We start from the raw sequence: 24,278 nt of genomic DNA, 5'->3' as shown, positions 1-24,278 counted from the left end.
AAATATGAATCACATTAAAGAATATTTTAAAAAAAATTGGCCTTATTTTTGTGCCTTCTTTCTTCCTTTTTTCATCATGTTCTTTGTCTACTTGATGTACGGAATTTACTGGAATAGCGAAACGTCTCCCTTGCTTGGTGACGGCTTTCATCAATATGTCATTTTTGATATAAACCTAAGAAATATCCTTCATGGCACAGATAGTATTTTCTATACTTTCTCCAGTGGACTTGGACAGAATTTCTATGCTTTATCCAGTTATTATTTAGGTAGCTTCTTATCTCCCTTGGTTTATTTCTTTGATTTGAAATCAATGCCAGATGCCGTCTATCTATTTACCTTAATCAAGTTTGGATTAATTGGACTCTCTACCTTTATCAGCATCAAAGGAATATTCAAAAAGATTCCAGCTTTACTCATCATCACTCTTTCAACTTCATTTTCTTTAATGAGTTTTTCAGTCAGTCAATTGGAAATTAAAACCTGGCTGGATGTATTTATCCTTGCACCTTTGATTGTGCTAGGTTTACATAGATTGATAGCTGGAAAAGGAAGAGTACTATACTTTACAACACTGTCAATTCTCTTCATCCAAAATTATTATTTTGGATATATGATGGCAATCTTTTTGGTCTTTTGGTACCTTCTTCAATTATCTTGGGATTTCAAAAATAGAATTAAAAGTTTACTTGACTTTACAATCGTATCTGCTTTAGCAGGTCTGACTAGCCTAATCATGATTCTGCCAACTTACCTAGACATAAGTACTCATGGTGAAACCTTGACAAAAGTTTCTTCTTTGCTGACAGAAAAAAGTTGGTTCTTAGATGTGTTTGCTAAAAATTTTATTGGCAGTTTTGATACAACCAAGTATGGTTCTATCCCTATGATTTATGTCGGAACCTTCCCCTTGATTCTGGCTATCTTATTTTTCACCTTAAAATCTGTTAAGTTTCACGTGAAACTTTGCTACTTTTTACTCATTGCAATTTTTATAGCTAGTTTTTATCTTCAATATTTAGACTTGCTTTGGCAGGGAATGCATGCACCGAACATGTTTCTTCACCGTTATTCTTGGCTATTTTCTCTGGTAGTTATCTATATGGCTGCTGAGACTTTAAATCGTTGGAAAGATGTGAAAGTAATGAATGTTGCCATTAGTTTCACTTTGCTCAGCCTCGGATTCATTCTTACTTTTATTCAGAGAAAACATTATGACTTTTTGGCTCCTGAGAATTATATTCTAACATTAGAATTTCTGCTGGCTTATCTCTTGATTAGCTTTGTCTTAGCAAAATCTTCGATTCAACCAAAAATCATTCTCCCTGTCTTGCTTTTCTTTGTTACTTTTGAATTGTCGCTTAATTCCTATTATCAAGTTGGAGGAATTGCTAAAGAATGGGTATTTGCCACTCGTTCTTCATATTCCAGTCACCTTGACGAGATTGACAAGCTTGTCAACTATTCCAAAAAGGAAAATATTGACTTTTTTAGAACTGAAAGATTGAATCCACAAACGGGAAATGACAGTATGAAATTCAACTACAATGGAATTTCCCAGTTCTCATCTGTCAGAAATACTCAAGCAAGTTCTACTTTAGATAAACTTGGTTTTAAATCAGCAGGAACAAATCTGAATCTACGTTATCAAAACAACAGTATTTTAATGGACAGTATTTTTGGTGTTCGCTACAATCTATCTGAAACAGATCCTCAAAAATTTGGTTTTCTTCCTGAGAAAACTGAAAAAGAAATGTCTCTCTACCAAAATGATGCTGCTCTTGGTTTAGCTTTTCTGACCAATGATGTTTACCATGATGTCAAGTTTACAAATTTGACTTTAGATAATCAGACAGAATTTTTGAATCAATTAACTGGCTTTGATTTTAAATATTATGATAAAGTAGATGCTATAACTACTAATGAAAATGTCAAGCAAATTGGTAACAGAGTGACTGTGGATGTTGACAGAGAGCATAATACAAGCTTTGCTAGTGTAGTCTATACTGTCAATGTACCTGCTAACAGTCAACTATATGTTAATGTTGCTGGGATTGATTTTAGTAATGATGATCAGACAGATGTTGACATTACTGTCAATAACTTTACAGAACGTTATACAACTAATAATGTCTTTCCTTTCTTTAATGCTGGCTATTTCAGTCAAAGTCAGACAGTGTCTATTCGCTTTACATTCCCAGACAATTCGACAGTTTCATTTGATACGCCAGAATTTTTTGCCGTTAATACTGAGCAATATCAAAATGTCATTCAAAAATTAAAAGAGCAGCCCGTTTCCACAACTACTGATTTAAACACAGTAAAAACGAATTATAGAGCGGAAAAGGATACTTCATTATTCTTTACCATTCCTTATGATAAGGGATGGTCAGCCACTCTTAACGGGAAGCCTATCGCACTAAAACGAGCTCAAAACGGCTTTATGAAATTAGATGTGAAAAAAGGAGAAGGAAATGTTGTCCTCACTTTCATTCCTAATGGACTGAAAGAAGGTGGCATTGCCTTCATATCTGGCATAATTTTATTTGTTTGCTATAATTTTCTACGTAGGAAACGACATAGAATGTAAATATATAAAAAATAAGGCTCTTCATTAAAATGCTAGTGAAGGCCTTTTTTTGAACAATAAAAAAACACCCACTAGGAGTGTCTCTAGCTCCGGCAGTAGGACTCGAACCTACGACATCATGATTAACAGTCATGCGCTACTACCAACTGAGCTATGCCGGATAATATAGTCCGTACGGGATTCGAACCCGTGTTACCGCCGTGAAAAGGCGGTGTCTTAACCCCTTGACCAACGGACCATATGGTATGCTCTCTTTCAGAACATATTCCATTATATCAGGTTTTTAAGCTTTGTCAACTCTTTTCCCTTTATTTTCGAAAATATCTTTCAGATATTTTACTCTTAAACGAGTGACCGGACAGCGATGATTTTCGTAAAAAATAATTTCTCGATTTTTCTTGTCATAATCAACAATGTTGCCAATATTAACCAGATAAGATTTATGTGGTGAAAAAAATCGTTTGGATTGCTGATCTTTTTCTTGAATATCTGTTATTGTTCCATAAAATTCCTTAAGAAAATTTTTACCGACAATCCGAAGTTTATGAGAGCTCCCTGTCGTTTCGATATATAAAATATCGTTATAAGGCATTCGAACATCATTGCCACGATAACTATATTCAAAATAATCTACCATATTGGTATTTTCAATTAGTGTACTCTTAGTGTAAAGAATACTGTCTTTGATTCTATTTTTAAAAGCATCATTGTTGATATCTTTATCAATAAAATCAAATGCTGATACTTTATATTTAAAAGTCATAGTAGCAAATTCAGATTTTGAGGTTACAAAAACTATAATGGCATAAGGATTATGATGACGGATAAATTGAGCTACTTCCAGCCCTTTTGTTTCCTCACCCTTAATGTCAATATCCAAAAAATAAAGCTGGTTAACGTCTCCATTTTCAATATATTTTTTGAATTCTTTGATTTTTCCTGTAACCTGAACCTGGATGTCAATTCCAAGTTCCTCAGCAATTTCTGCTAATGTCGTTTCCATCCTGACTTGATGAGATACGGTATCCTCTAAAACTAACACTTTCATAAATTCTATCTCCTAATTGTTAAAATCTGTGTAAAATTGCTTGGCTCAATTTGTGTATCAAGGGTGATAAATTCATACCTATTTAAAATTTCCTTGATGTTATTCAATCCGAAGCCTCTATTTTCTCCTTTAGTTGAAAACTCGGGCTGATAGAGTTCTTCCAAATCCAATTTTCCTTCTTTACGAGAATTTTGAACAACAAAAATGGTTCTATCATCCAGTTGAACCAGAGAAACATGGACAATTTTTTCTAAGCTGTCAATGGCACTCTCAATAGCATTATTTAATAAAATACTAGCAATTCTCACCAAATCTAACAACTTGATTGGAAGGCGTTCCACTTTATCCTTAACTTCAAAAGTCAGCTGAATCTGATGTTCACGCGCTTGAAAGATTGTCTCAGTCATGACACTTCTTAAAGCTGAATCTCCTACATTATTCAAATCAAAAACTGTATATTTATCTGAACGTAGGTTCAAATTTGCATCAGCCAAGACCTCTTGATAAATGTGCTCAATTTCCTTGATATCTCCAGTTTGAATAGCCACTTGCATACTTGTCAGCATGCTAGCATAATCATGACGAAATCCTTTGATTTCATAGTATAATCTCACAATTTCATCAGTATATTCCTGAAGTCGAAGCTGTTCAGACTCTTTTTGATGCAAACGCTCTTCTTTTTCGTATTTCTCACGGCTGTCCTTGAATGTCACCAAGGTAGAAAGAAAGGCCAAGAAACAAATAGTAGCAATCATACTGCTAAAACTGTTGAAATGCCTTATATTACTAATCCAATGAGAGAGATTTAAAATCAGCCAATTCACTGCATATAAACTACTAATCATCAGAATCTGAGATTTAAAGAAACTTCTTTTAAAATAATCTATTCTGAAATCAAAAATATCAATAACCTTTGCCATAAAGAACAAGGATATTAAGTTGATACATGTCAGAAACAAGCCCATGTACTGAGCTACAAAATCATCTCCTAAAACAGATGAAATAATAACTGAAAAGAAAGTAGTAGAGCTATCAATTGACAAACATAAAAAGAACGAAAGTAAGAAAGATTGGTATCTTTTAATTTTTTCAACTCTACAAAAATACCAAACTAAAAATATAGGGAGAAAAAATGACAGTGTATATGATGGAATTGTGCTAGAAAATGAAAATATGTGTCCTAAAAAAGCAATTATAAACGGAACTATAATCTCAAGACCAAAGCAAACAGATACAAAAAAGCGAGTATGCTTAATTTTAGTGATTTTTGATAAAATAACTAAAAATGCAGCTACATTAATAAAAGGATGAATAATTAATCCAATTATTTCAAGTGACATAAATTTCTCCCCTAAACTTTAAAATTCTTATCTTCCAAAAATCCAACCCCATGGATTTGGAACACCTCTTAAATCCCAAAAGGTTTGAACAAGTGAATTGCTATTTAAAGCAATTTGAAAAGAATAGATTTTCATAACTATCTCCTATCTTTTTATCTTGTAAGTCACCTTACATTTATCATTATAGAAAAATAGAAAGAGTTAGTGACAATTTTCCCTGAAATGTCATTTTTTATCCCCGAAATGACATTATACCAAAAAAATAGAAGAAAAAAACACGAAATATTGTAAAATATTTCGCATTTTTTACATTTCTGATCTCAGCAGGATTCGAACCTGCGACCGTTCGCTTAGAAGGCGAATGCTCTATCCAGCTGAGCTATGAGACCAATACTATCTCATTCTATCAGAAAATAGGATTGCCGTCAAGATTACTTATGATAAGGACTCCCCTGCTGAATCATAAAAGCTCGATAGATTTGCTCTATTAAAACAAGGCGCATCAGTTGATGAGGTAGCGTTAATTTGCCAAAACTCATCAGAAGATTTGCCCGTTTTTTTACTGCAGGAGATAAACCTAAACTTCCGCCAATAACAAAAGTGATATCAGAAAAGCCATGCACTGTAGTATCCATCATGAGCTGACTAAACTTTTCTGACGGAAATTGCTTTCCTTCAATTGCCAAAGCAATAACAAATTCACGCTCATTGATTTTAGCCAGAATTTTATTTCCTTCTTTTTCAAGAATCTGCTGATTTTCTAAATCACTAGCTTTATCAGGTGTTTTTTCATCCGCTAGCTCAATCATTTCCACCTTGCAGAATCGATTGAGACGCTTCATGTATTCAGCAATTCCATCCTTTAAATATTTTTCTTTCAGTTTTCCAACTGTTACAAGTTTTATTTTCATAAGTTTATTCTATCATATTCATCTATACTTCACACTTTATTAACAAGTAAAATTTATCTGGGAATCGGCTAATCTGTGTATTTTCTAATGCCTATCAACAGTTTTTCTAAGTTTTCCACAAGGTGTGGAAAACTTAGAGGATTTAAGTTATAATTAAGTTTAGCTAACTATAATTTCATCAATTGTAATTCAAGGAGGAAAACATGAAAAACTCTTCAAATGCCATCAAAAAGGCTTTATTGCTTTTTGCAGTGTTAATTGTAGGTTTTATCGGTGGAAGTTTAGGAAATTATGTTACTACATTAGTAACTTCACGTGTAAAAATGAATGGAAATTCAACAACTAGTGTAGCTACTTCATATAAAAACTCTACAGATATTTCAGAAGCTGTGAAAAAGGTTCAAAATGCAGTTGTTTCAGTAATTACTTATGCTGAATCTTCTAGCAGCGTTATCAATGATGAATCTTCCAACGATGAATCACAAATCTCCAGTGAAGGTTCTGGCGTAATTTATAAAAAAGATGGAAAATCAGCCTATCTGGTAACCAACACCCACGTTCTGAACGGATCAACTAATGTAGATATCTTGCTAGCTGATGGAAACAAGGTTCCAGGTGAAGTAGTTGGATCAGATGTTTATTCAGATATCTCTGTCGTTAAAATTAGCTCTGAAAAAGTAACTGATGTCGCTGAATTTGGAGATTCTGGTTCTCTGACAGTTGGTGAGACAGCTATCGCTATCGGAAGTCCTCTTGGAACAGAATATGCTAACTCTGTAACACAAGGAATCATTTCTAGCCTAGGCAGAAACGTTACGTTACAATCTGAAAATGGTGAAAATATTTCAACAACTGCACTGCAAACAGATGCTGCAATCAATCCTGGTAACTCTGGCGGCCCATTGATTAACATCCAAGGACAAGTTATTGGGATTACTTCAAGTAAAATTTCAACAAATGGGCAAACCTCTGTTGAAGGGATGGGATTTGCGATTCCGTCTAATGATGTCGTAAATATTATCAATCAACTAGAGAAAAATGGAACAGTCACACGTCCTGCTTTAGGAATTCAAATGATGGATTTATCTAATTTAACAACTTCTGATTTTTCTAAATTAAATCTTCCTTCTTCAGTGAAATCAGGTATTCTTGTTCGCTCTGTTCAGCAAGGGATGCCTGCTGATGGCAAACTTCAAAAAAATGATGTCATTACAAAAGTAGATAACACAGATGTGGAATCCACTAGTGACCTTCAGTCTGCTCTCTACAAGCATAGCATTGGAGATGAGGTAGAGATTACTTATTATCGAGATGGTAAATCTCAAACAGTCAAAATCAAACTCACTAAATCAACAAAAGAGTTAAGCTCAAATTAACCTATTTACAAGATTGTCAACACACCTTTACACAATCGTAAAGGTGTGTTATTCTATATACAAATGGAAAACTTTCAATATATTGCACTTAAAGACATTCGAACCAATCCTTATCAGCCTCGTAAACAATTTTCACAAAAAAAGATTGAAGAATTGGCGTCATCAATCAAAGAAAATGGTCTCATTCAGCCAATCATTCTTCGGAAATCTTCACTTTTTGGTTATGAAATTTTAGCAGGAGAACGGAGATTTAGAGCTGCCTCTTTTCTTGGCCTAGAAACGATCCCATCTGTCGTCAAAGAATTATCTGATGATGAAATGCTGAAACAGGCCATTATCGAAAATCTTCAAAGAGAAGACTTGAATCCTATAGAAGAGGCTGAGTCTTATCAAAATTTGATTGACAAAGGCTTGACACATGATGAAATTGCTAAAATCATGGGAAAATCTAGACCCTATATTAGCAATATTGTCAGACTTTTACAATTATCCAAAGAAGTTCGTCAAGCTATAAAGGAAGAAGAGATTTCTCAAGGACATGCTCGCCTGCTGGTTCCCTTGAAAGAAGAGGAACAGTTACTATGGCTGGAAAAGATATGTAGAGAAGATTTATCGGTTCGAGCAGTCGAAAAGCTTCTTCAGCAAAAAAAGAGTCTCAAAAAGAAACCTAATAAAGAACTATTTGCTAAATCTGAAGAGGAAAAAATTAAAAAAATTCTCGGTCTGGAAGTTTCTATTCAGTTAAAAAACCAGAGTAAAGGAAAGCTGATTATTCCTTTTGAAAGCGAAGAAGAATATCAAAGAATTATAAACAGTTTTAAATAAAACTGTTATTTTCTTTTTTTAAAATAACAAAATTATCCACTGTTAAATTAATTAGGAAGCTTATTAAAATACGAAATTTTAGCTTTATTCACATTCTGTGGATAACTTCAGCTAACAATGTGAATTCTTTTCCAGTTCTTGTGGAAAACTTTGAACCTTTATGATAAAATAAGATGCGTATGAATCAGAAAATTATAGAAAAGGAGGGAAGTTATGACCAAAGAACAGGACTTTTGGAATCGTATTTTAGAATTGGCTCATGCTCAGCTAAAACAGACAACTTATGATTTCTTTGTTGCTGAAGCCAAGCTTGTCAAAGTTGAAGAAAAGCAAGCTGTTATTTTCCTAGATAGTCCAGTAAAACAACTATTTTGGGAGCAAAACTTAGTAGGAGTTATTCTTACTGCAGGATTTGAGATTTTTAATGATCAGATTGCGGGAAAGTATATTTTTGAAGAAGAAACTAACATTGATACACCGAAATCTGCAGTAACCAGTCCTCAAATCAGCACTGTTCAGCCAAGCTTGCCACCTATTGATACTGGCTTAAAGTCAAAATATACCTTTGATAATTTTGTTCAGGGAGACGGAAATATCTGGGCTAAAGCTGCTGCCTTAGCGGTATCTGAGAATCTAGCCACAACCTATAATCCTCTTTTTATCTATGGAGGACCTGGCCTGGGTAAAACTCATTTATTAAATGCTATTGGCAATCAAATTTTAGAAAATATTCCAGATGCGCGTGTCAAGTATATACCGGCTGAAACCTTTATTAACGACTTCCTTGAACATTTAAGATTGGGAGAAATGGATAGCTTTAAAAAAATCTATCGTAGTCTGGATCTTCTGCTGATTGATGACATTCAATCTTTAGGAGGAAAAAAGGTTTCAACTCAGGAAGAATTTTTCAACACTTTCAATGCTCTTCATGGTGAAAATAAACAGATTGTTTTAACCAGCGACCGCAGTCCTGATCATCTGGACAATTTGGAAGAACGCTTGGTAACACGTTTCAAATGGGGATTAACTCAAAATATTACACCGCCAGATTTTGAAACACGAATTGCAATTCTGCGAAACAAAATAGAAAATTTGGATTATATTTTCCCGAATGATACCTTGGAATACCTTGCAGGACAGTTCGACTCTAATGTCCGCGACTTGGAAGGTGCTTTGAATGACATCAGTCTCATCGCTAGAGTTCGTCATCTAAAGGAAATTACTATTGATATCGCTGCGGAAGCCATTCGAGCACGCAAACAGGATTCAAGCCAGGTAACAGTTATCCCGATTGATAAGATTCAGTCTGAAGTTGGGAAATTCTATGGTGTTAGTGTCAAAGAGATGAAAGGCAGCCGTCGAGTGCAAAATATCGTTTTAGCTAGACAGGTAGCTATGTATCTGACTCGTGAGCTGACTGACAACAGTCTGCCTAAAATTGGTCGTGAATTTGGCGGGAAAGATCATACGACTGTTATCCATGCACATGGAAAAATCAAAACTATGATTGAATCAGACGACAATTTGCGTTTAGAAATTGAAAGCATCAAGAATAAAATTAAATAGCGTGTGGAAAACTACAGATTTTTTTCAAAACTTATCCACACTTTGTGAACAAGTCTCAAAACTTGTTAGAATAAGGACAAAGCTATTTTTCCACATAATTCACACAAACTACTATTACTATTAATCTTATAATCATAAATAAATAAAAAGGAGATCCCATGATTCATTTTTCTATTAATAAAAATCTCTTCTTACAAGCTTTAAATACCACTAAAAGGGCTATCAGCCATAAAAATGCAATTCCTATTCTTTCTACTGTAAAAATCGATGTTACCAAAGAAGGAATCACCTTAATCGGCTCAAATGGCCAAGTGTCGATTGAAAACTTTATTTCTACTCAAAATGAAAATGCAGGCTTGCTTGTCAACTCAACAGGTTCAATTTTATTAGAAGCGACTTTCTTTATTAATGTTGTTTCTAGCCTGCCAGATATTATTTTGGATTTTAAAGAAATTGAACAAAAACAAATCGTCTTGACTAGCGGCAAATCAGAGATTACCTTGAAAGGAAAAGACGCTGACCAATATCCACGAATCCAGGAAATTTCTGCCAGCAATCCCTTGGTTCTTGAAACAAAAATTCTCAAAGATGTCATTAACGAAACAGCTTTTGCAGCCAGTGTTCAGGAAAGCCGTCCAATTTTAACAGGGGTTCACTTTGTTTTGACAGATAACCGTTCTTTGAAGACAGTTGCGACAGACTCCCACAGAATGAGTCAAAAGAAAATTACTCTGGAGAAAAACGGAGATAATTTTGACGTAGTCATTCCAAGTCGCTCTTTACGTGAATTTACGGCTGTTTTTACCGATGAAATTGAAACGGTAGAGGTTTTCTTTGCTAACAATCAAATTCTTTTCAGAAGCGAAAATATCAGTTTCTACACCCGCCTCTTGGAAGGAAATTATCCAGATACAGATCGTTTGATTCCGACTGAATTTACGAGTATCCTTACTTTTAATACTTCTGATTTGCGTGCAGCTATGGAACGCGCTCGTCTCTTATCTAATGCCACACAGAATGGAACAGTTAAACTGGAGATTACAGGCGGTATTGTCAGTGCCCATGTAAATTCACCAGAGGTCGGACGTGTTAACGAAGAAATTGATACAGAAAGTGTAACTGGCGAAGATTTGACCATTAGCTTTAATCCAACTTATCTGATCGATGCTTTGAAGGCCATTGACAGTGAAAAAGTAACGATTAGTTTTATCTCATCCGTTCGTCCTTTCACCTTGGTACCGAGTGAAGACACAGAAAACTTTATTCAGCTAATTACACCTGTTAGAACTAATTAAGATGAAAAGCAGTGGACCAAGTTAAAGATTTTTAATTCTTGGTCCTAATCGTTTTTTATTCACAGAGTATGATAGATACTTAAGTTTTCTTCCTGGACAATGATAGTTCTTTGAAAGGAGAAAGAAAATGTATGAAATTGGTCATTTTGTAGAAATGAAAAAGCCACATGCCTGCACCATTAAAGCGACTGGGAAAAAGGCGAATCGCTGGGAAATCACAAGGGTTGGTGCAGATATCAAAATCCGTTGCACTAATTGTGAACATCTTGTGATGATGAGTCGTCACGATTTTGAAAGAAAAATGAAGAAAATAATTGATTGAACTAAAAATCATCGTAAATGCTATTGTGGAAAACTAATTTGCATTGCTGAAGATCAGATTTAGATTTAATTTTTCAAGCAAAAATGGATAGGACTTTTTAAGTCCTATCCATTTTGCTTTTATTTAAGTTCTTCAAATTTACCGTCTTTAACTTCTTTATAACCTGCTTTTTCGAGTAATTTAGCAGTTTCTTTGTAACTGATATAATCTGCTTTTTGATTACCAGATGTTTGAAGAAGCTGTTTACTTTGTAGTTCTTCAATATCAGCTTTACTGAAATCGATTGTCAGTTTTTCAGTTAAATAATCATCTTTGTACTCAATTTTATGAGTTAATCCTTTGATACCCTCAATAGATTTAGCATAGGCTTCTGTCTGCTCTTTAGCAGTGTCTTTTGTCAAGCCAACTGGTTTATAGTAGAAGGTGTTGTTTGTTTCGTTTATAAGAAGCTCATCACCTTTATATTCAACAGTGATGCGGCTATCTTGTTTAGTATTTTGGTCAATCAGCTGGAAATAAGCTTTTTTAGGACTGCTGCAGGCAGCTAAAACAAACAAAGCGGAAACTGCAAGGAAGGAAAGAAAAAGTGTTTTGAAAGTATTCTTTTTCATTAGGGACTCCTTTAATAAGAATATTAGCTATATTATACCATTTTTTTCTTCAATTTATTTTACATTTTTGTAAAGAAAGCTAGAAAAAATAACTTAAATCCGCTGTTTAGGATAAGGATTTATGGTATAATGGTTTGGATTGAAAAGATGAATGGAGAAGATAAGAATGGCTTTGACAGCAGGAATCGTTGGTTTACCCAATGTTGGTAAGTCAACTTTATTTAATGCAATTACAAAAGCAGGTGCAGAAGCAGCTAATTACCCTTTTGCGACAATTGATCCAAATGTCGGGCGGGTAGAAGTTCCGGATGCTCGTCTGGATAAATTAACAGAACTCATCAAACCACAGAAGAAAGTTCCAACAACCTTCGAATTTACTGATATTGCTGGAATTGTGAAAGGTGCTTCAAAAGGAGAAGGACTAGGGAATAAATTCTTAGCCAATATCCGTGAAGTAGATGCTATCGTCCACGTAGTACGTGCTTTTGATGATGAAAATGTCATGCGAGAACAAGGCCGTGAGTCTGAATTTGTAGATCCAATGGCCGATATTGAGACTATTAATCTAGAATTGATTTTAGCAGACCTAGAAAGTATTAACAAACGTTATGCACGTGTAGAGAAGATGGCTCGTACTCAAAAAGATAAGGATTCAGTGGCAGAATTTAATGTTTTACAGAAAATTAAGCCTGTCCTGGAAGACGGTCTGTCAGCTCGTACAATTGAGTTTACAGAAGAAGAGCAAAAAATTGTCAAAGGCCTCTTTCTCTTGACGACTAAACCTGTGCTTTATGTGGCCAATGTTAGTGAAGATGAGGTAGCTGATCCAGATAATATTGACTATGTGAAGCAGATTCGTGAATTTGCAGCTACAGAAAATGCTGAAGTTGTTGTCATTTCAGCGCGTGCAGAGGAAGAGATTTCTGAATTGGACGATGAAGATAAGTCAGAATTTCTGGAAGCTATCGGCTTGACAGAATCAGGTGTGGATAAACTGACCAGAGCAGCTTATCATCTGTTGGGACTTGGAACCTACTTTACAGCTGGTGAAAAAGAAGTGCGTGCCTGGACCTTTAAGCGTGGAATGAAAGCTCCTCAAGCGGCTGGTATTATTCACTCAGACTTTGAAAAAGGCTTTATTCGAGCAGTGACTATGTCTTATGATGACTTAGTGTACTATGGCAGCGAAAAAGCAGTTAAAGAAGCTGGACGTTTGCGCGAAGAAGGAAAAGAATATATCGTTCAAGATGGCGATATTATGGAATTTAGATTTAATGTGTAAAGTATTTGTAAATTTAAAAATTCTAGGTTGGAAAATTTTTTCCAGCCCTTTTGGCTTTTATAAAGGAGAAAAATGGTAAAGTTAATAGTCGGTCTGGGAAATCCAGGAGAAAAATATATTGAAACCAAACATAATGTTGGTTTTATGCTAGTTGACAAGATCTGTAAAGATCTTGATTTAAAATTTACAGCTGATAAAATCTTTCAAGCAGATATTGCTTCTACTTTTCTGAATGGTGAAAAAGTCTATTTTGTCAAACCAACTACATTTATGAATGAGAGCGGAAAGGCTGTTCAAGCTTTACTGGCATACTATGGTTTAGATATAGAGGATTTATTGGTCATCTATGATGATTTGGATATGGAAGTTGGTAAGATTCGTTTGCGCAGCAAGGGTTCAGCTGGCGGCCATAACGGCATTAAATCTATTATCAAACATATTGGAAGTCAAGAGTTTAAACGGATAAAGATAGGTATTGGCCGTCCAAAAGAAGGCATGACAGTGGTTCACCATGTTCTAGGAAAATTTGATACAGATGATTATATAACAATTTTGAATACTCTTGATAAAGTTGACAATGCTGTAAATTATTATTTACAGTCAGACAATTTTGAACAAACAATGCAGAAATACAATGGATAATAAAATGAACCTGATTGACTTATTTTGTCAAAACCAGCAAATTTCAGATTGGAAGAAAAATCTCCATAAAAGCAGCAGACAGTTGATAATGGGACTGTCTGCATCAACAAAAGCAATCACTATAGCGGCTGGATTAGAAGAAGCTGATAAAATCCTTGTGCTGACTTCTAGTCAAAATGAAGCAGATCGTTTGGCTAGTGATTTGATTTCTTTGTTGGGAGAAGACAAGGTCTATACTTTCTTAGCAGATGATACTCCTATAGCAGAATTTGTCTTTGCCTCACAGGAAAAAATATTTTCAAGATTAGATGCTCTGAACTTTTTAATAGACCATCAAAAGTCTGGAATTCTAGTTACTAATGTTGCGGCTAGTAAATTACTCTTGCCTGATCCCATTGATTTTAAAACAACCAACATAAATTTGATAGTTGGACAAGAATATGACCTAAATAATCTTGTAAAGATGTTGTCAAGAACAGGATACAAGAAGGTATCCCAAGTTTTAAGTCAGGGAGAATATAGTCTAAGAGGAGATATCTTAGACATTTTTGAGCGCTCAGCAGAGTTTCCCTATCGACTGGAGTTTTTTGGAGATGAAATTGATGGTATTCGGATTTTCAATCCAGAAAATCAAACTTCAATTGAGAATATAGAAAGTATTTTGATTAAACCTGCTTCTGATATCCTGCTTTCTGAGAAAGATTATGCTCGAGGACGAGAAAATCTGGAAGCTATTTTAGAAAAAACTGTTGATCCTGCTTTGAAATCTTACTTAGAAGAGTTACTAATCAATGCCAAAGAGGAGTTTCATCATGCAGATATTCGTAAATTCCTTTCTTATTTTTATCAGAAAGAATGGACTATTTTAGACTATTTACCTGTTCATAGCCCTGTGTTTTTTGATGATTTTCAAAAAATTGTGGATCGACATGCTCAATTTGAACTGGAAACAGCTGGTTTATTGACAGATGATTTACAAAAATGTAAATCTTTGTCAACTCAAAAATATTTTGCAGATAAGTACCAAGATTATCGTCAATATAAACCAGCCACTTTCTTTTCAAGCTTTCAAAAAGGTTTGGGAAATCTGAAATTTGATGCTTTGTATCAATTCAATCAGTATCCAATGCAAGAATTTTTCAGTCAGTTTTCCTTGCTCAAGGAAGAGATTAATCGTTATAAAAAATCTGGCTATACAATAATTTTACAAGCAAATTCTTCGGCAGGTTTACAAAGTTTACATAAAAATTTACAGGAATATGATATTCATTTAGACTATATAAGAGAGGCTGAGATCCAAAAAAATGCAGTTCAGCTTATTGAAGGAAATCTTGTTCAGGGTTTTAATTTCGTAGATGAGAAAATTATTCTTATTACAGAGTACGAAATTATTCACAAGAAAATAAAACGAAAAATCCGGCGTCAGAATATCTCAAATGCTGAACGACTGAAAGATTATAATGAGCTAGAAAAAGGGGATTATGTTGTCCATAATATTCATGGGATAGGACGTTATCTGGGAATAGAAACGATTGAAATCTCTGGTGTCCACCGTGATTATCTGACAATTCAATATCAAAATTCTGATCGTATTTCGATTCCAGTTGACCAGATTGATCTCCTATCAAAGTATGTTGCCAGCGATGGAAAAACACCTAAGGTAAATAAGCTAAATGACGGTCGTTTCCAGAAGAGTAAGCAAAAAGTTCAACATCAGGTTCAGGATATTGCGGATGATTTGATTAAACTATATGCTGAACGCAGCCAGCTAAAAGGTTTTGCTTTCTCAGCGGATGATTCTAATCAAGAGGAATTTGATAATGATTTTCCCTATGTTGAAACAGAGGACCAGCTAAGAAGTATTCAGGAAGTGAAGAAGGATATGGAAAGCAGTCGTCCGATGGACCGCCTCTTAGTTGGTGATGTAGGCTTTGGGAAAACAGAAGTAGCTATGCGGGCTGCTTTTAAGGCTGTCAATGATCATAAACAAGTAGCTGTATTAGTGCCAACAACGGTTTTAGCCCAGCAGCACTATACTAACTTTAAAGAACGCTTTAATGATTTTGCGGTCAATGTCGAGGTACTCAGCCGTTTCAGGAGTAAGGCAGAACAAAAACAGACTTTGGAGAAGCTGCAGAAGGGACAAGTTGACATTATTATTGGAACCCACCGACTCTTATCCAAAGATGTAGAATTTGCGGATTTAGGTTTAATCATCATTGATGAGGAGCAGCGTTTTGGAGTTAAGCACAAGGAAACATTAAAGGAATTGAAAAAGAAAGTTGATGTCCTGACCTTGACAGCAACTCCTATTCCTCGAACTCTTCATATGTCTATGCTGGGGATTCGCGATTTGTCAGTCATTGAGACCCCACCTACCAATCGTTATCCTGTTCAGACTTATGTTTTAGAAAGCAATCCTACAGTGATTCGAGAAGCTGTCTTACGTGAAATAGACCGAGGTGGACAGGTTTACTACCTTTACAACAAGGTTGACACAATCGAACAGAAAGTTTCAGAATTAAGAGAGTTAATCCCAGAAGCTTCTATAGGCTATGTTCATGGTCAAATGAGTGAGATTCGTTTAGAAAACACTTTACTGGACTTCATCAATGGAGAGTACGATATTTTGGTGACTACAACCATTATTGAAACTGGGGTTGATATCCCAAATGCCAATACTTTGTTTGTAGAAAATGCTGACCATATGGGGTTGTCAACCTTGTATCAACTTCGTGGACGGGTTGGCCGCAGCAATCGGATTGCCTATGCTTATTTGATGTATAGACCAGATAAAATTTTAACAGAAGTTTCTGAAAAGCGTCTAGAGGCTATTAAAGGATTTACAGAGTTAGGTTCTGGTTTTAAGATTGCCATGCGAGATTTGTCTATTCGAGGGGCTGGCAATATTCTAGGAAGTATGCAATCTGGCTTTATTGATTCTGTTGGTTTTGAGATGTACTCACAGCTTCTAGAAGAAGCCATTGCTAAAAAGCAGGGTAGAGAAAACAAACGTCAAAAGAGCAATGCAGAGATTAATCTGCAGATTGATGCCTATCTGCCTAGTAACTATATTTCTGATGAAAGACAGAAGATTGAAATTTACAAGAGAATTCGTGAAATTGACAGCCGTGTAAACTATGAAAATCTACAGGATGAATTGATTGACCGCTTTGGGGAATACCCTGATGTTGTAGCATACTTACTGGAGATTGGACTTGCTAAGTCTTATTTAGATCAAGCATTTGTAAAGTCAGTAGAACGTAAGCAGAATGCAGTAAGTATTCATTTTGAGAAGATTTCGCAGCAGCTTTATCTGACGCAGGACTATTTTGAAGCACTTTCGATGACGAATTTAAAGGCTCGAATTGGTGAAAAAAATGGCTTGATTGAAGTGATTTTTGATGTGAGGAACAAAAAAGATTATGAGATTTTAGAAGGTCTAGTTAATTTTGGAGAAAAGATGCTGGAAATTAAACAGCGCAAGGCAGAATAAAGGTTACAATTCAGTGAAGTTTGGCTTTTTAAGCTCTATTTTTCTCAAAAAATGGTAGAATAATAAATTAAGAGAAAATGAGGTAATAGGATGAGATTAGATAAATATTTGAAAGTGTCACGAATTATCAAGCGACGTCCAGTGGCTAAAGAAGTAGCTGACAAGGGCCGGATAAAAGTGAACGGTATCTTGGCCAAGAGCTCAACAGATTTGAAAGTGGATGACTTGGTTGAAGTACGCTTTGGTAATAAACTCTTAACTGTAAAGGTTCTGGAGATGAAAGATAGTACCAAAAAAGAAGATGCAGTTAAAATGTACGAAATAGTCAGTGAAACAAGGATAGAAGAAGATGCCTAAAAATATCGTCCAACTCAATAATCGTTTTATACAAGATGAAAATCAACGCCGCAGATATGTGGATCAGGAACGGCGGAAACGCAACCGTTTTATGGGCTGGGTTCTGATTTTGGTGATTCTCTTATTTATTCTACCTACTTATAATTTATACCAGAGCTATCAAACCTTGCTGCAGCGTCGTGAACAGTATTCTAAACTGCAGGAGAAATATCAGACGCTCAGCGAAGAAAAGGTCTATCAATCAGATATAGCAACAAAGTTAAAAGATGATAGCTATGCTGCTAAGTATGCACGCGCTAAATACTCTTTTTCAAAAGAGGGTGAGTACATTTATACTATCCCAGATTTATTACCGCAGTAGTTATGGAAGATTTATTAAAAACAATTGAGCAGTTCTTGGAATTTTCTGATGAAAAACTAGAAGAACTGTCTGAAAAAAATCAAGCTTTGAAACTTCAAGAAAATAAAGAGGAAAGGGGAAAACATGCGTAAGTTTTTGTTACTGATATTTTTGCTACCAGCTTTATTTAGCAGTATCACAGTTATTAGTACCGAAAAAGATTTCGTATTAGACGAGGAAGAAAAATATCATTTTACAAGCACTGCGTATGGACGCTATTATGATAGTATCCCGACAAATCCTAATGTTTACGAAGAAACTCCTACATTTACAGATTCTACTCTGAGTAAGACTGCTGGAAAGCTAGTTCCAGACCAGCCTATCCAGATAGCAGGATTTTATGTAAATGAAGAAGGAGTCCCGATTTTCAAGCTGAAAAACGGTCATTTTGTGATAGCGGATAAAAATACAATTTACGAAGATACTGTCCAGTTAATCGAAGATATCCATCAAGAAATGTGGCTGAAACCTGGCTTCATTCTCTATGATAAAGCCAATATCAACGGAGCTAAAAAAATAAATACAACAGTAGCTCCATATACAAAAGTAAACATTGTTCAAATTGTTCAGACAGTCAAAGGAACTTATGCCCAGCTTGAAGGACAGGGCTGGGTTTCTATGGAATTCCTGGATGAAACTGATAATCGAATGGACAAGGTTCAAGAAATTTTGAGCAGTAAGTACAACAAGGCAGACTACTCTATCTACGTCAAACAGCTGGACACAGGCAAAGAAGCAGGCATTAATCAAGATCAAGAGATGTATTCAGCTAGTGTGACAAAATTGCCTTATCTTTACTATGTGCAGGAACAGCTGGATCAGAAAAAACTTTCGTTAGATCAGAAGTTCAAGTATATTGGAGCAGTCAATGATTTTGCAGGTGCTTACGAACCAGAAGGAAGTGGCAGTATTGCTAAGTCAGCTGATGACAAGGAATATTCAGTTCAGGATTTGATAAATCGAGTGGCCAAAGAATCAGATAATGTCGCCCACAATATCTTAGGCTATTATGCGACCAATCAATCTGATAAAAATTTTCAGCAGACGATCAACAAAATAGCTGGAAAGAAATGGGATGTGGAAGAAAGGCAAGCATCTTCACGTATGGCTGGAAATGTTTTGGAAGCGATCTATGAGCAAAATGGCATGATTATCGATGCCTTGTCTCAGACAAATTATGATAATCAGCGGATTTCTAAAAATATAGATGTTAAAGTGGCTCATAAAATTGGTGACGCCTATGATTTTAAGCACGATGCTGCGATTGTCTATGCAGATTCTCCTTTTATCATTGTCATTTTCACTAATAATTCAAACTACGATAACATTTCTCAGATAGCAGACGATGTCTATGGAGTCCTGAAATGATTAAGCAAGAATTTCTTAAAAAAATGCAGGAGAAAAAGTATTTCCAAGACCATCAAAAAGTTTTGGTTGCTGTATCAGGTGGACTGGATTCTATGACGTTGCTACAGCTGTTGATTGATTCTCAAAAAGAACTAGCTATCGAGCTTGCGATTGCTCATGTCAATCACAAACAGCGGCCAGAGTCAGATCAAGAAGAAAAGGCATTGGTAAAGATTGCGGAACAGCTTGGTGTAAAGATTTTTACATCAAGTTTTTCTGGTAATTTTTCAGAAAATGCTGCTCGGCAGTTCCGTTATGATTTTTTCGGGAAAGTGATGCAGGAGGGGCACTATACAGCTTTGGTAACTGCCCACCACGCAGATGACCAAGCTGAGACTGTTTTTATGCGGCTGCTGCGTGGAGCTAGACTTCGTCATCTGTCCGGCATGAAAGCTGTCCAGTCTTTTGCTTGCGGGGAACTGATTCGTCCTTTGCTTACTTTTCGTAAGTCAGACTTTCCAGATATTCAGCATTTTGAAGATAGCAGTAATTTTCAAAATGACTATCTCAGAAATCGAATTCGCAATCTTTATCTGCCGGATCTAGAAAAAGAAAATCCACAATTTAAGGATTCTTTGCGGTATCTAGGAAAGGAAATTGAAGATTGGCAGACCGCTTTGTCTCACTTGACCAGAGATTTAGATATAGAAAATGTCCAAGTCTTTCATCAGCAAATCCCTCAGGTTCAACGATTTCTATTGCAGAACTATCTTGAAAGCTTTCCTGGTCTGAATCTGAGCAAGCAGCAGTTTGAGGAAGTTTTAAACATCCTGCGGACTAAGGCTAATTATCAGCATACTTTGAAAAAAGACTATGAGCTTGTTAAAGATTACCAGCGTTTTGAAATTAGAAAAATCAGTCGTAAGCCCGATTTAAAAATGGATTCAATTTTGTTAGAATTTGAGAATCTGATTGAGTTTGGGCATTATCGATTTTCATTCGGGATTCCTTTGAGTGGTGAAAATATCCAGAAAATTTTTGTTTCGCGTGAAACTTCTCTGACACTTCGCTTCCGAAAAGAGGGAGATAGTATTTTGCTGAATGATCATCACAAGAAACTTCGTCGTCTTTTTATTGATAAGAAGGTTTCCTTTGAAGAACGGAATTCATCTGTAATAGTGGAACAAAATCATCAAATTTTAGCAATCTTAAATATTGCTATCAGTGATTTGAGTAAGGCATTAAAAAGTGATATAATGAGTACTGTACTTTATATTCAGAAAATAGATGGGTAAAATTATGCTAGAACAAGATATCAAAAAAATATTGATTTCCCATGATGAAATCGTGGATGCTGCAAAAAAGCTTGGTCAGCAATTAACCAAAGACTACCAAGGTAAGAATCCAATTTTTGTTGGAATCTTAAAAGGTTCCGTGCCTTTTATAGCTGAGTTAATCAAGCATATTGACACACATATTGAGCTTGATTTTATGTTGGTTTCTAGCTACCATGGTGGTACTGCTAGCTCAGGTGTCATTAATGTTATTAAGGACATTGATCAAGACATCACAGGACGTGATATCCTATTTGTTGAGGATATTATTGATACTGGTCAGACTTTAAAAAATCTGTGCAATTTGTTTAAGGAAAGAAATGCTGCATCAGTAAAAATTGCTACACTTTTGGATAAACCAGAAGGCCGTGTTGTTGAAATTGATGCAGATTATACATGTTTCACAATTCCAAATGAATTTGTTGTTGGATATGGATTAGATTATAATGAGAACTATCGTAATATTCCATATATTGGTATTTTGAAAGAAGAAGTTTATACAAAATAAAGGTTTACTATTAATAGATGAAAAATAAGCAAAATAATGGTTTTATAAAAAATCCATTTCTCTATATTCTGATTATTGTTGTCCTAGTGACAGGGTTTCAGTATTTCTTCTCAGGAGATACTGGCGGTCGCAGTCAGCAAATCAATTACACAGAATTAGTGAAGGAAATTAAGGAAAATAATGTCACAGAGATGAGCTACCAGCCCAATGGTAGTGTCGTAGAGATTTCAGGTACTTACAAAACACCTCAGGAATCAAAAGAAGATACAGGGATTTTATTTTTTACTCCAAACATTTCTAAAGTAGAGAAATTCACAAGTATTATTTTACCGTCAGATATTACAATTTCTGATTTACAAAAATTAGCCTCTGAGCATAACACTGAAATCAGCATAAAGCGTGAAAGTTCAAGCGGAATGTGGATTACAATCCTCACTTCCATCGTTCCTTTTGTGATTGTCATTTTCTTCTTTATGTCCATGATGAATCAAGGTGGTGGCGGCGGTGCCCGCGGTGCCATGAATTTCGGGCGCAATAAAGCGCGTGCTGCTAACAAAGAAGATATTAAAGTTCGTTTCTCGGATGTAGCTGGTGCCGAAGAAGAAAAACAAGAACTTGTAGAAGTTGTTGAGTTTTTGAAAGATCGGAAACGTTACACCAAACTAGGTGCTCGTATTCCTGCCGGTGTCCTTCTGGAAGGCCCTCCAGGAACTGGTAAAACCTTGCTTGCTAAGGCAGTTGCTGGAGAAGCAGGTGTTCCTTTCTTCAGTATCTCAGGTTCCGACTTTGTAGAAATGTTTGTTGGGGTCGGAGCAAGCCGTGTCCGTTCTTTGTTTGAAGATGCGAAAAAAGCAGCTCCTGCTATTATCTTCATCGATGAAATCGATGCAGTCGGTCGTCAGCGTGGTGTTGGCCTTGGCGGTGGTAACGATGAGCGGGAGCAAACCCTCAATCAGCTCTTGATTGAAATGGATGGTTTCGAAGGCAATGAAGGAATCATTATCATTGCGGCTACTAACCGTTCGGATGTATTGGATCCAGCCTTGCTGCGTGCTGGCCGTTTTGACAGAAAAGTCTTGGTCGGTCGTCCTGACGTTAAAGGTCGGGAAGCTATTCTTCGTGTTCATGCTAAGAATAAGCCGCTGGCTAAAAATGTTGATTTGAAACTAGTTGCTCAGCAGACACCAGGTTTTGTTGGTGCTGATTTGGAAAATGTCTTGAATGAAGCTGCTTTGGTTGCTGCTCGTCGTAACAAGAAAGTCATTGATGCAGATGATATTGATGAAGCGGAAGACCGGGTAATTGCAGGACCTTCTAAGAAAGATAAGATGGTTTCTGAACGCGATCGTCAAATGGTTGCTTATCATGAAGCTGGACATACTATTGTTGGTTTGGTATTATCAAATGCGCGTGTCGTACATAAAGTAACCATCGTCCCTCGTGGACGCGCTGGCGGATATATGATTGCCCTGCCTAAGGAAGACCAAATGCTTCTATCTAAAGAAGATATGAAAGAGCAATTAGCTGGTCTTATGGGTGGTCGTGTGGCTGAAGAGATTATCTTTAATGTTCAAACAACAGGTGCTTCTAATGACTTTGAACAGGCAACTCAGATGGCCCGCAGTATGGTAACAGAATATGGAATGAGCGAAAAACTTGGTCCGGTTCAATACGAAGGAAACCATGCTATGTTTGGTGCAGCCAGTCCTCAAAAATCAATTTCAGAACAGACTGCATATGAGATTGACGAAGAAGTAAGAGAACTTCTTAATGAAGCTCGTAACAAAGCTGCAGAGATTATCCAGTCCCATCGCGAAACTCATAAATTGATTGCTGAAGCGCTTCTTAAATATGAAACTTTGGATAGCAATCAGATTAAATCATTGTATGAAACTGGCAAAATGCCAGAAGAGTCTGAACTTGAATTAGACAAAGAAGCTCATGCACTTTCTTATGATGAAATTAAAACGAAAATGGAAGAAAAAAGTTCTGAGTAGAAGAAGTTGGAGAAATTCCAACTTTTTTCTCTTTTTCTGAAATAATTATTGACAAAGGAAGAAAAGCTGATATAATGGAATATGTTCTGCAGAAGGGCAAGAAATGGTCCGTTGGTCAAGGGGTTAAGACACCGCCTTTTCACGGCGGTAACACGGGTTCGAATCCCGTACGGACTATATAATCCGCCATAGCTCAGTTGGTAGTAGCGCATGACTGTTAATCATGATGTCGTAGGTTCGAGTCCTACTGGCGGAGCTAGGTTTAAAAAATCAAATGTGTAAGCATTTGATTTTTTTCTTGCTTTCATGCTTCGCACAATCCTCCCAAATGACTAAATATGTGCCTGAAATGACTTAAAAGCAATTATTCAAGTCAGAAGAGTTCCTAAACGATGCTTTTTAGAAGAAAAAGCCCACCTTGCTTTCTATTTACAGTAGAATTAAGCCAAGTAAATTTTAAGGAGGAACTATGGATTTTAAAGCTACTTATGAGAAGGTGAAATGGATAGTTTGGAAGTGTAAGAAAGATTACTATATACACTTGTGGGAACATAGCGATTGGGAGCAAGAAGGGATGTTAGTTTTATACGAACTTCTGCTTAAAGAAAAAGGAATTGAAAATGATGAGGAAAAACTCTATCGTTATTTCAAAACAAAATTCAGGAATCATATACATGATAAAATTCGTAAACAAGAAAGCCAAAAGCGCAAATTGGATCGCCAGCCTTATGAAGAAGTGAGTGAGATTGGTCATCGACTAAAATCAAAAGAACTGTTTCTAGATGAGTTAGTTGCCTTCAGAGAAGCGATTGACAATTATAAAAGAACTCTTGATGATGTTGGATTGGATAACTACCAGCGATTGATGAGCAATGAGCGCTTTAAAGGAAGAAGAACTATGCTTAAAGATTTAAAAAATCATTTAAAAGATTTTCAAGATAATACGATTTTATAATAATCAAGCTTGATGAGTCGCTATCTGTTTTAATAGAATGGGTTCGACTATCAAGTTTTTTTATCAAGAAAAAAAT

The 24,278-nt window shown here is 35.8% G+C and carries 22 protein-coding genes and 5 tRNA genes; 19 read left to right on the top strand and 8 right to left on the bottom strand.

The genetic code is table 11. The annotated features are described in order from the left end of the window. The first annotated feature begins 4 nt into the window (after positions 1-4). On the top strand, positions 5-2,590 hold the full coding sequence (locus O3620_RS10630) for a YfhO family protein (protein ID WP_002920028.1): 2,586 nt from the start codon (positions 5-7) through the stop codon (positions 2,588-2,590). Positions 2,591-2,677: 87 nt separating this feature from the next. On the opposite strand, the gene O3620_RS10625 is transcribed toward O3620_RS10630, so the two are convergent. The 7 genes from O3620_RS10625 to rlmH form a co-directional block, all read right to left on the bottom strand. Then, positions 2,678-2,751: transfer RNA gene (locus O3620_RS10625), tRNA-Asn, on the bottom strand. A 5-nt stretch (positions 2,752-2,756) separates the two neighbouring features. Next, positions 2,757-2,828 (bottom strand) — tRNA-Glu (locus O3620_RS10620). A 45-nt stretch (positions 2,829-2,873) separates the two neighbouring features. Further along, a complete protein-coding gene (gene comE / locus O3620_RS10615) occupies positions 2,874-3,638 on the bottom strand; it encodes a competence system response regulator transcription factor ComE (protein WP_371601721.1) in 765 nt (254 codons plus the stop codon). Positions 3,639-3,643: 5 nt separating this feature from the next. Next, positions 3,644-4,978 (bottom strand): competence system sensor histidine kinase ComD, encoded by a 1,335-nt coding sequence (gene comD / locus O3620_RS10610; RefSeq protein ID WP_002920029.1) that lies wholly within the window; start codon positions 4,976-4,978, stop codon positions 3,644-3,646. Between the two features lie 27 nt (positions 4,979-5,005). After that, entirely contained in the window at positions 5,006-5,113 is a 108-nt protein-coding gene (locus O3620_RS10605) for a competence protein (RefSeq protein WP_002905686.1), read from the bottom strand. A gap of 180 nt (positions 5,114-5,293) precedes the next feature. After that, a tRNA-Arg gene (locus O3620_RS10600) sits at positions 5,294-5,367 on the bottom strand. 42 nt (positions 5,368-5,409) lie between these two features. Beyond that, entirely contained in the window at positions 5,410-5,889 is a 480-nt protein-coding gene (rlmH, locus tag O3620_RS10595; RefSeq protein ID WP_002920030.1) for a 23S rRNA (pseudouridine(1915)-N(3))-methyltransferase RlmH, read from the bottom strand. 203 nt (positions 5,890-6,092) lie between these two features. Between rlmH and O3620_RS10590 the strand changes: the two genes are divergently transcribed. From O3620_RS10590 to O3620_RS10570, 5 genes are all read left to right on the top strand, one after another. Further along, the gene (locus O3620_RS10590) at positions 6,093-7,265 is read left to right on the top strand and encodes a S1C family serine protease (protein ID WP_002899524.1); all 1,173 of its coding nucleotides are present in this window, start codon (positions 6,093-6,095) and stop codon (positions 7,263-7,265) included. 63 nt (positions 7,266-7,328) lie between these two features. Further along, entirely contained in the window at positions 7,329-8,090 is a 762-nt protein-coding gene (locus tag O3620_RS10585) for a ParB/RepB/Spo0J family partition protein (RefSeq protein WP_002920031.1), read from the top strand. 213 nt (positions 8,091-8,303) lie between these two features. Further along, positions 8,304-9,656 (top strand): chromosomal replication initiator protein DnaA, encoded by a 1,353-nt coding sequence (gene dnaA / locus O3620_RS10580; protein WP_002920032.1) that lies wholly within the window; start codon positions 8,304-8,306, stop codon positions 9,654-9,656. Positions 9,657-9,814: 158 nt separating this feature from the next. After that, the gene (gene dnaN / locus O3620_RS10575; RefSeq protein WP_002920033.1) at positions 9,815-10,951 is read left to right on the top strand and encodes a DNA polymerase III subunit beta; all 1,137 of its coding nucleotides are present in this window, start codon (positions 9,815-9,817) and stop codon (positions 10,949-10,951) included. Positions 10,952-11,078: 127 nt separating this feature from the next. After that, positions 11,079-11,273, top strand: a complete 195-nt coding sequence (locus O3620_RS10570; RefSeq protein WP_002894296.1) for a DUF951 domain-containing protein — start codon at positions 11,079-11,081, stop codon at positions 11,271-11,273. A gap of 119 nt (positions 11,274-11,392) precedes the next feature. Here O3620_RS10570 and O3620_RS10565 read toward each other — a convergent pair whose 3' ends face one another. After that, entirely contained in the window at positions 11,393-11,884 is a 492-nt protein-coding gene (locus O3620_RS10565; protein ID WP_002920034.1) for a DUF1307 domain-containing protein, read from the bottom strand. Positions 11,885-12,050: 166 nt separating this feature from the next. On the opposite strand from O3620_RS10565, the gene ychF reads away from it, so the two are divergent. The 13 genes from ychF (at position 12,051) to O3620_RS10500 (ending at position 24,202) form a co-directional block, all read left to right on the top strand. Further along, a complete protein-coding gene (gene ychF, locus O3620_RS10560) occupies positions 12,051-13,166 on the top strand; it encodes a redox-regulated ATPase YchF (protein WP_032913039.1) in 1,116 nt (371 codons plus the stop codon). 72 nt (positions 13,167-13,238) lie between these two features. Beyond that, entirely contained in the window at positions 13,239-13,808 is a 570-nt protein-coding gene (pth, locus tag O3620_RS10555) for an aminoacyl-tRNA hydrolase (RefSeq protein ID WP_002920036.1), read from the top strand. Further along, the gene (mfd, locus tag O3620_RS10550; protein ID WP_371601720.1) at positions 13,801-17,304 is read left to right on the top strand and encodes a transcription-repair coupling factor; all 3,504 of its coding nucleotides are present in this window, start codon (positions 13,801-13,803) and stop codon (positions 17,302-17,304) included. The genes pth and mfd overlap by 8 nt, the downstream gene beginning before the upstream one ends. Before the next feature lie 90 nt (positions 17,305-17,394). Further along, complete coding sequence (locus O3620_RS10545) at positions 17,395-17,661, top strand: RNA-binding S4 domain-containing protein (RefSeq protein WP_002920038.1); 267 nt, start codon at positions 17,395-17,397, stop codon at positions 17,659-17,661. Continuing rightward, positions 17,654-18,022, top strand: coding sequence for a septum formation initiator family protein (locus O3620_RS10540; protein ID WP_002899511.1), 369 nt, complete (start codon positions 17,654-17,656; stop codon positions 18,020-18,022). The genes O3620_RS10545 and O3620_RS10540 overlap by 8 nt, the downstream gene beginning before the upstream one ends. 2 nt (positions 18,023-18,024) lie before the next feature. Next, positions 18,025-18,153 carry an SP_0009 family protein gene (locus O3620_RS10535; RefSeq protein ID WP_002920039.1) on the top strand — a complete coding sequence of 43 codons (129 nt, stop codon included), beginning with the start codon at positions 18,025-18,027 and terminating at the stop codon, positions 18,151-18,153. After that, positions 18,146-19,429, top strand: a complete 1,284-nt coding sequence (locus O3620_RS10530; protein ID WP_002920040.1) for a serine hydrolase — start codon at positions 18,146-18,148, stop codon at positions 19,427-19,429. The genes O3620_RS10535 and O3620_RS10530 overlap by 8 nt, the downstream gene beginning before the upstream one ends. Beyond that, positions 19,426-20,703 carry a tRNA lysidine(34) synthetase TilS gene (gene tilS, locus O3620_RS10525; protein WP_002920041.1) on the top strand — a complete coding sequence of 426 codons (1,278 nt, stop codon included), beginning with the start codon at positions 19,426-19,428 and terminating at the stop codon, positions 20,701-20,703. Before O3620_RS10530 ends, tilS begins: the two co-directional genes overlap by 4 nt. Before the next feature lie 4 nt (positions 20,704-20,707). Continuing rightward, positions 20,708-21,250 (top strand): hypoxanthine phosphoribosyltransferase, encoded by a 543-nt coding sequence (gene hpt, locus O3620_RS10520; RefSeq protein WP_032913127.1) that lies wholly within the window; start codon positions 20,708-20,710, stop codon positions 21,248-21,250. Between the two features lie 17 nt (positions 21,251-21,267). Continuing rightward, positions 21,268-23,247, top strand: a complete 1,980-nt coding sequence (ftsH, locus tag O3620_RS10515) for an ATP-dependent zinc metalloprotease FtsH (protein ID WP_002894312.1) — start codon at positions 21,268-21,270, stop codon at positions 23,245-23,247. 105 nt (positions 23,248-23,352) lie between these two features. Continuing rightward, positions 23,353-23,424, top strand: a tRNA-Glu gene (locus tag O3620_RS10510). Between the two features lie 5 nt (positions 23,425-23,429). Continuing rightward, positions 23,430-23,503 (top strand) — tRNA-Asn (locus O3620_RS10505). Between the two features lie 213 nt (positions 23,504-23,716). Then, positions 23,717-24,202 carry a sigma-70 family RNA polymerase sigma factor gene (locus tag O3620_RS10500; protein ID WP_002920042.1) on the top strand — a complete coding sequence of 162 codons (486 nt, stop codon included), beginning with the start codon at positions 23,717-23,719 and terminating at the stop codon, positions 24,200-24,202. The last annotated feature ends 76 nt before the right edge of the window (positions 24,203-24,278 follow it).

The sequence above is a fragment of the Streptococcus sp. 27098_8_134 genome (genome assembly GCF_041431675.1).
In the GTDB taxonomy this organism is placed as follows: domain Bacteria; phylum Bacillota; class Bacilli; order Lactobacillales; family Streptococcaceae; genus Streptococcus; species Streptococcus sanguinis_R.
This window is presented reverse-complemented; position numbering and strand designations above follow the sequence as displayed.

What these genes read in the sequence shown, in the direction of transcription:
- O3620_RS10630 (WP_002920028.1), top strand. Translation starts at nt 5, where the DNA reads ATGAATCACATTAAAGAATATTTTAAAAAAAATTGGCCTTATTTTTGT.
- comE (WP_371601721.1), bottom strand. Translation starts at nt 3,638, where the DNA reads ATGAAAGTGTTAGTTTTAGAGGATACCGTATCTCATCAAGTCAGGATG.
- comD (WP_002920029.1), bottom strand. Translation starts at nt 4,978, where the DNA reads ATGTCACTTGAAATAATTGGATTAATTATTCATCCTTTTATTAATGTA.
- O3620_RS10605 (WP_002905686.1), bottom strand. Translation starts at nt 5,113, where the DNA reads ATGAAAATCTATTCTTTTCAAATTGCTTTAAATAGCAATTCACTTGTT.
- rlmH (WP_002920030.1), bottom strand. Translation starts at nt 5,889, where the DNA reads ATGAAAATAAAACTTGTAACAGTTGGAAAACTGAAAGAAAAATATTTA.
- O3620_RS10590 (WP_002899524.1), top strand. Translation starts at nt 6,093, where the DNA reads ATGAAAAACTCTTCAAATGCCATCAAAAAGGCTTTATTGCTTTTTGCA.
- O3620_RS10585 (WP_002920031.1), top strand. Translation starts at nt 7,329, where the DNA reads ATGGAAAACTTTCAATATATTGCACTTAAAGACATTCGAACCAATCCT.
- dnaA (WP_002920032.1), top strand. Translation starts at nt 8,304, where the DNA reads ATGACCAAAGAACAGGACTTTTGGAATCGTATTTTAGAATTGGCTCAT.
- dnaN (WP_002920033.1), top strand. Translation starts at nt 9,815, where the DNA reads ATGATTCATTTTTCTATTAATAAAAATCTCTTCTTACAAGCTTTAAAT.
- O3620_RS10570 (WP_002894296.1), top strand. Translation starts at nt 11,079, where the DNA reads ATGTATGAAATTGGTCATTTTGTAGAAATGAAAAAGCCACATGCCTGC.
- O3620_RS10565 (WP_002920034.1), bottom strand. Translation starts at nt 11,884, where the DNA reads ATGAAAAAGAATACTTTCAAAACACTTTTTCTTTCCTTCCTTGCAGTT.
- ychF (WP_032913039.1), top strand. Translation starts at nt 12,051, where the DNA reads ATGGCTTTGACAGCAGGAATCGTTGGTTTACCCAATGTTGGTAAGTCA.
- pth (WP_002920036.1), top strand. Translation starts at nt 13,239, where the DNA reads ATGGTAAAGTTAATAGTCGGTCTGGGAAATCCAGGAGAAAAATATATT.
- mfd (WP_371601720.1), top strand. Translation starts at nt 13,801, where the DNA reads ATGGATAATAAAATGAACCTGATTGACTTATTTTGTCAAAACCAGCAA.
- O3620_RS10545 (WP_002920038.1), top strand. Translation starts at nt 17,395, where the DNA reads ATGAGATTAGATAAATATTTGAAAGTGTCACGAATTATCAAGCGACGT.
- O3620_RS10540 (WP_002899511.1), top strand. Translation starts at nt 17,654, where the DNA reads ATGCCTAAAAATATCGTCCAACTCAATAATCGTTTTATACAAGATGAA.
- O3620_RS10535 (WP_002920039.1), top strand. Translation starts at nt 18,025, where the DNA reads ATGGAAGATTTATTAAAAACAATTGAGCAGTTCTTGGAATTTTCTGAT.
- O3620_RS10530 (WP_002920040.1), top strand. Translation starts at nt 18,146, where the DNA reads ATGCGTAAGTTTTTGTTACTGATATTTTTGCTACCAGCTTTATTTAGC.
- tilS (WP_002920041.1), top strand. Translation starts at nt 19,426, where the DNA reads ATGATTAAGCAAGAATTTCTTAAAAAAATGCAGGAGAAAAAGTATTTC.
- hpt (WP_032913127.1), top strand. Translation starts at nt 20,708, where the DNA reads ATGCTAGAACAAGATATCAAAAAAATATTGATTTCCCATGATGAAATC.
- ftsH (WP_002894312.1), top strand. Translation starts at nt 21,268, where the DNA reads ATGAAAAATAAGCAAAATAATGGTTTTATAAAAAATCCATTTCTCTAT.
- O3620_RS10500 (WP_002920042.1), top strand. Translation starts at nt 23,717, where the DNA reads ATGGATTTTAAAGCTACTTATGAGAAGGTGAAATGGATAGTTTGGAAG.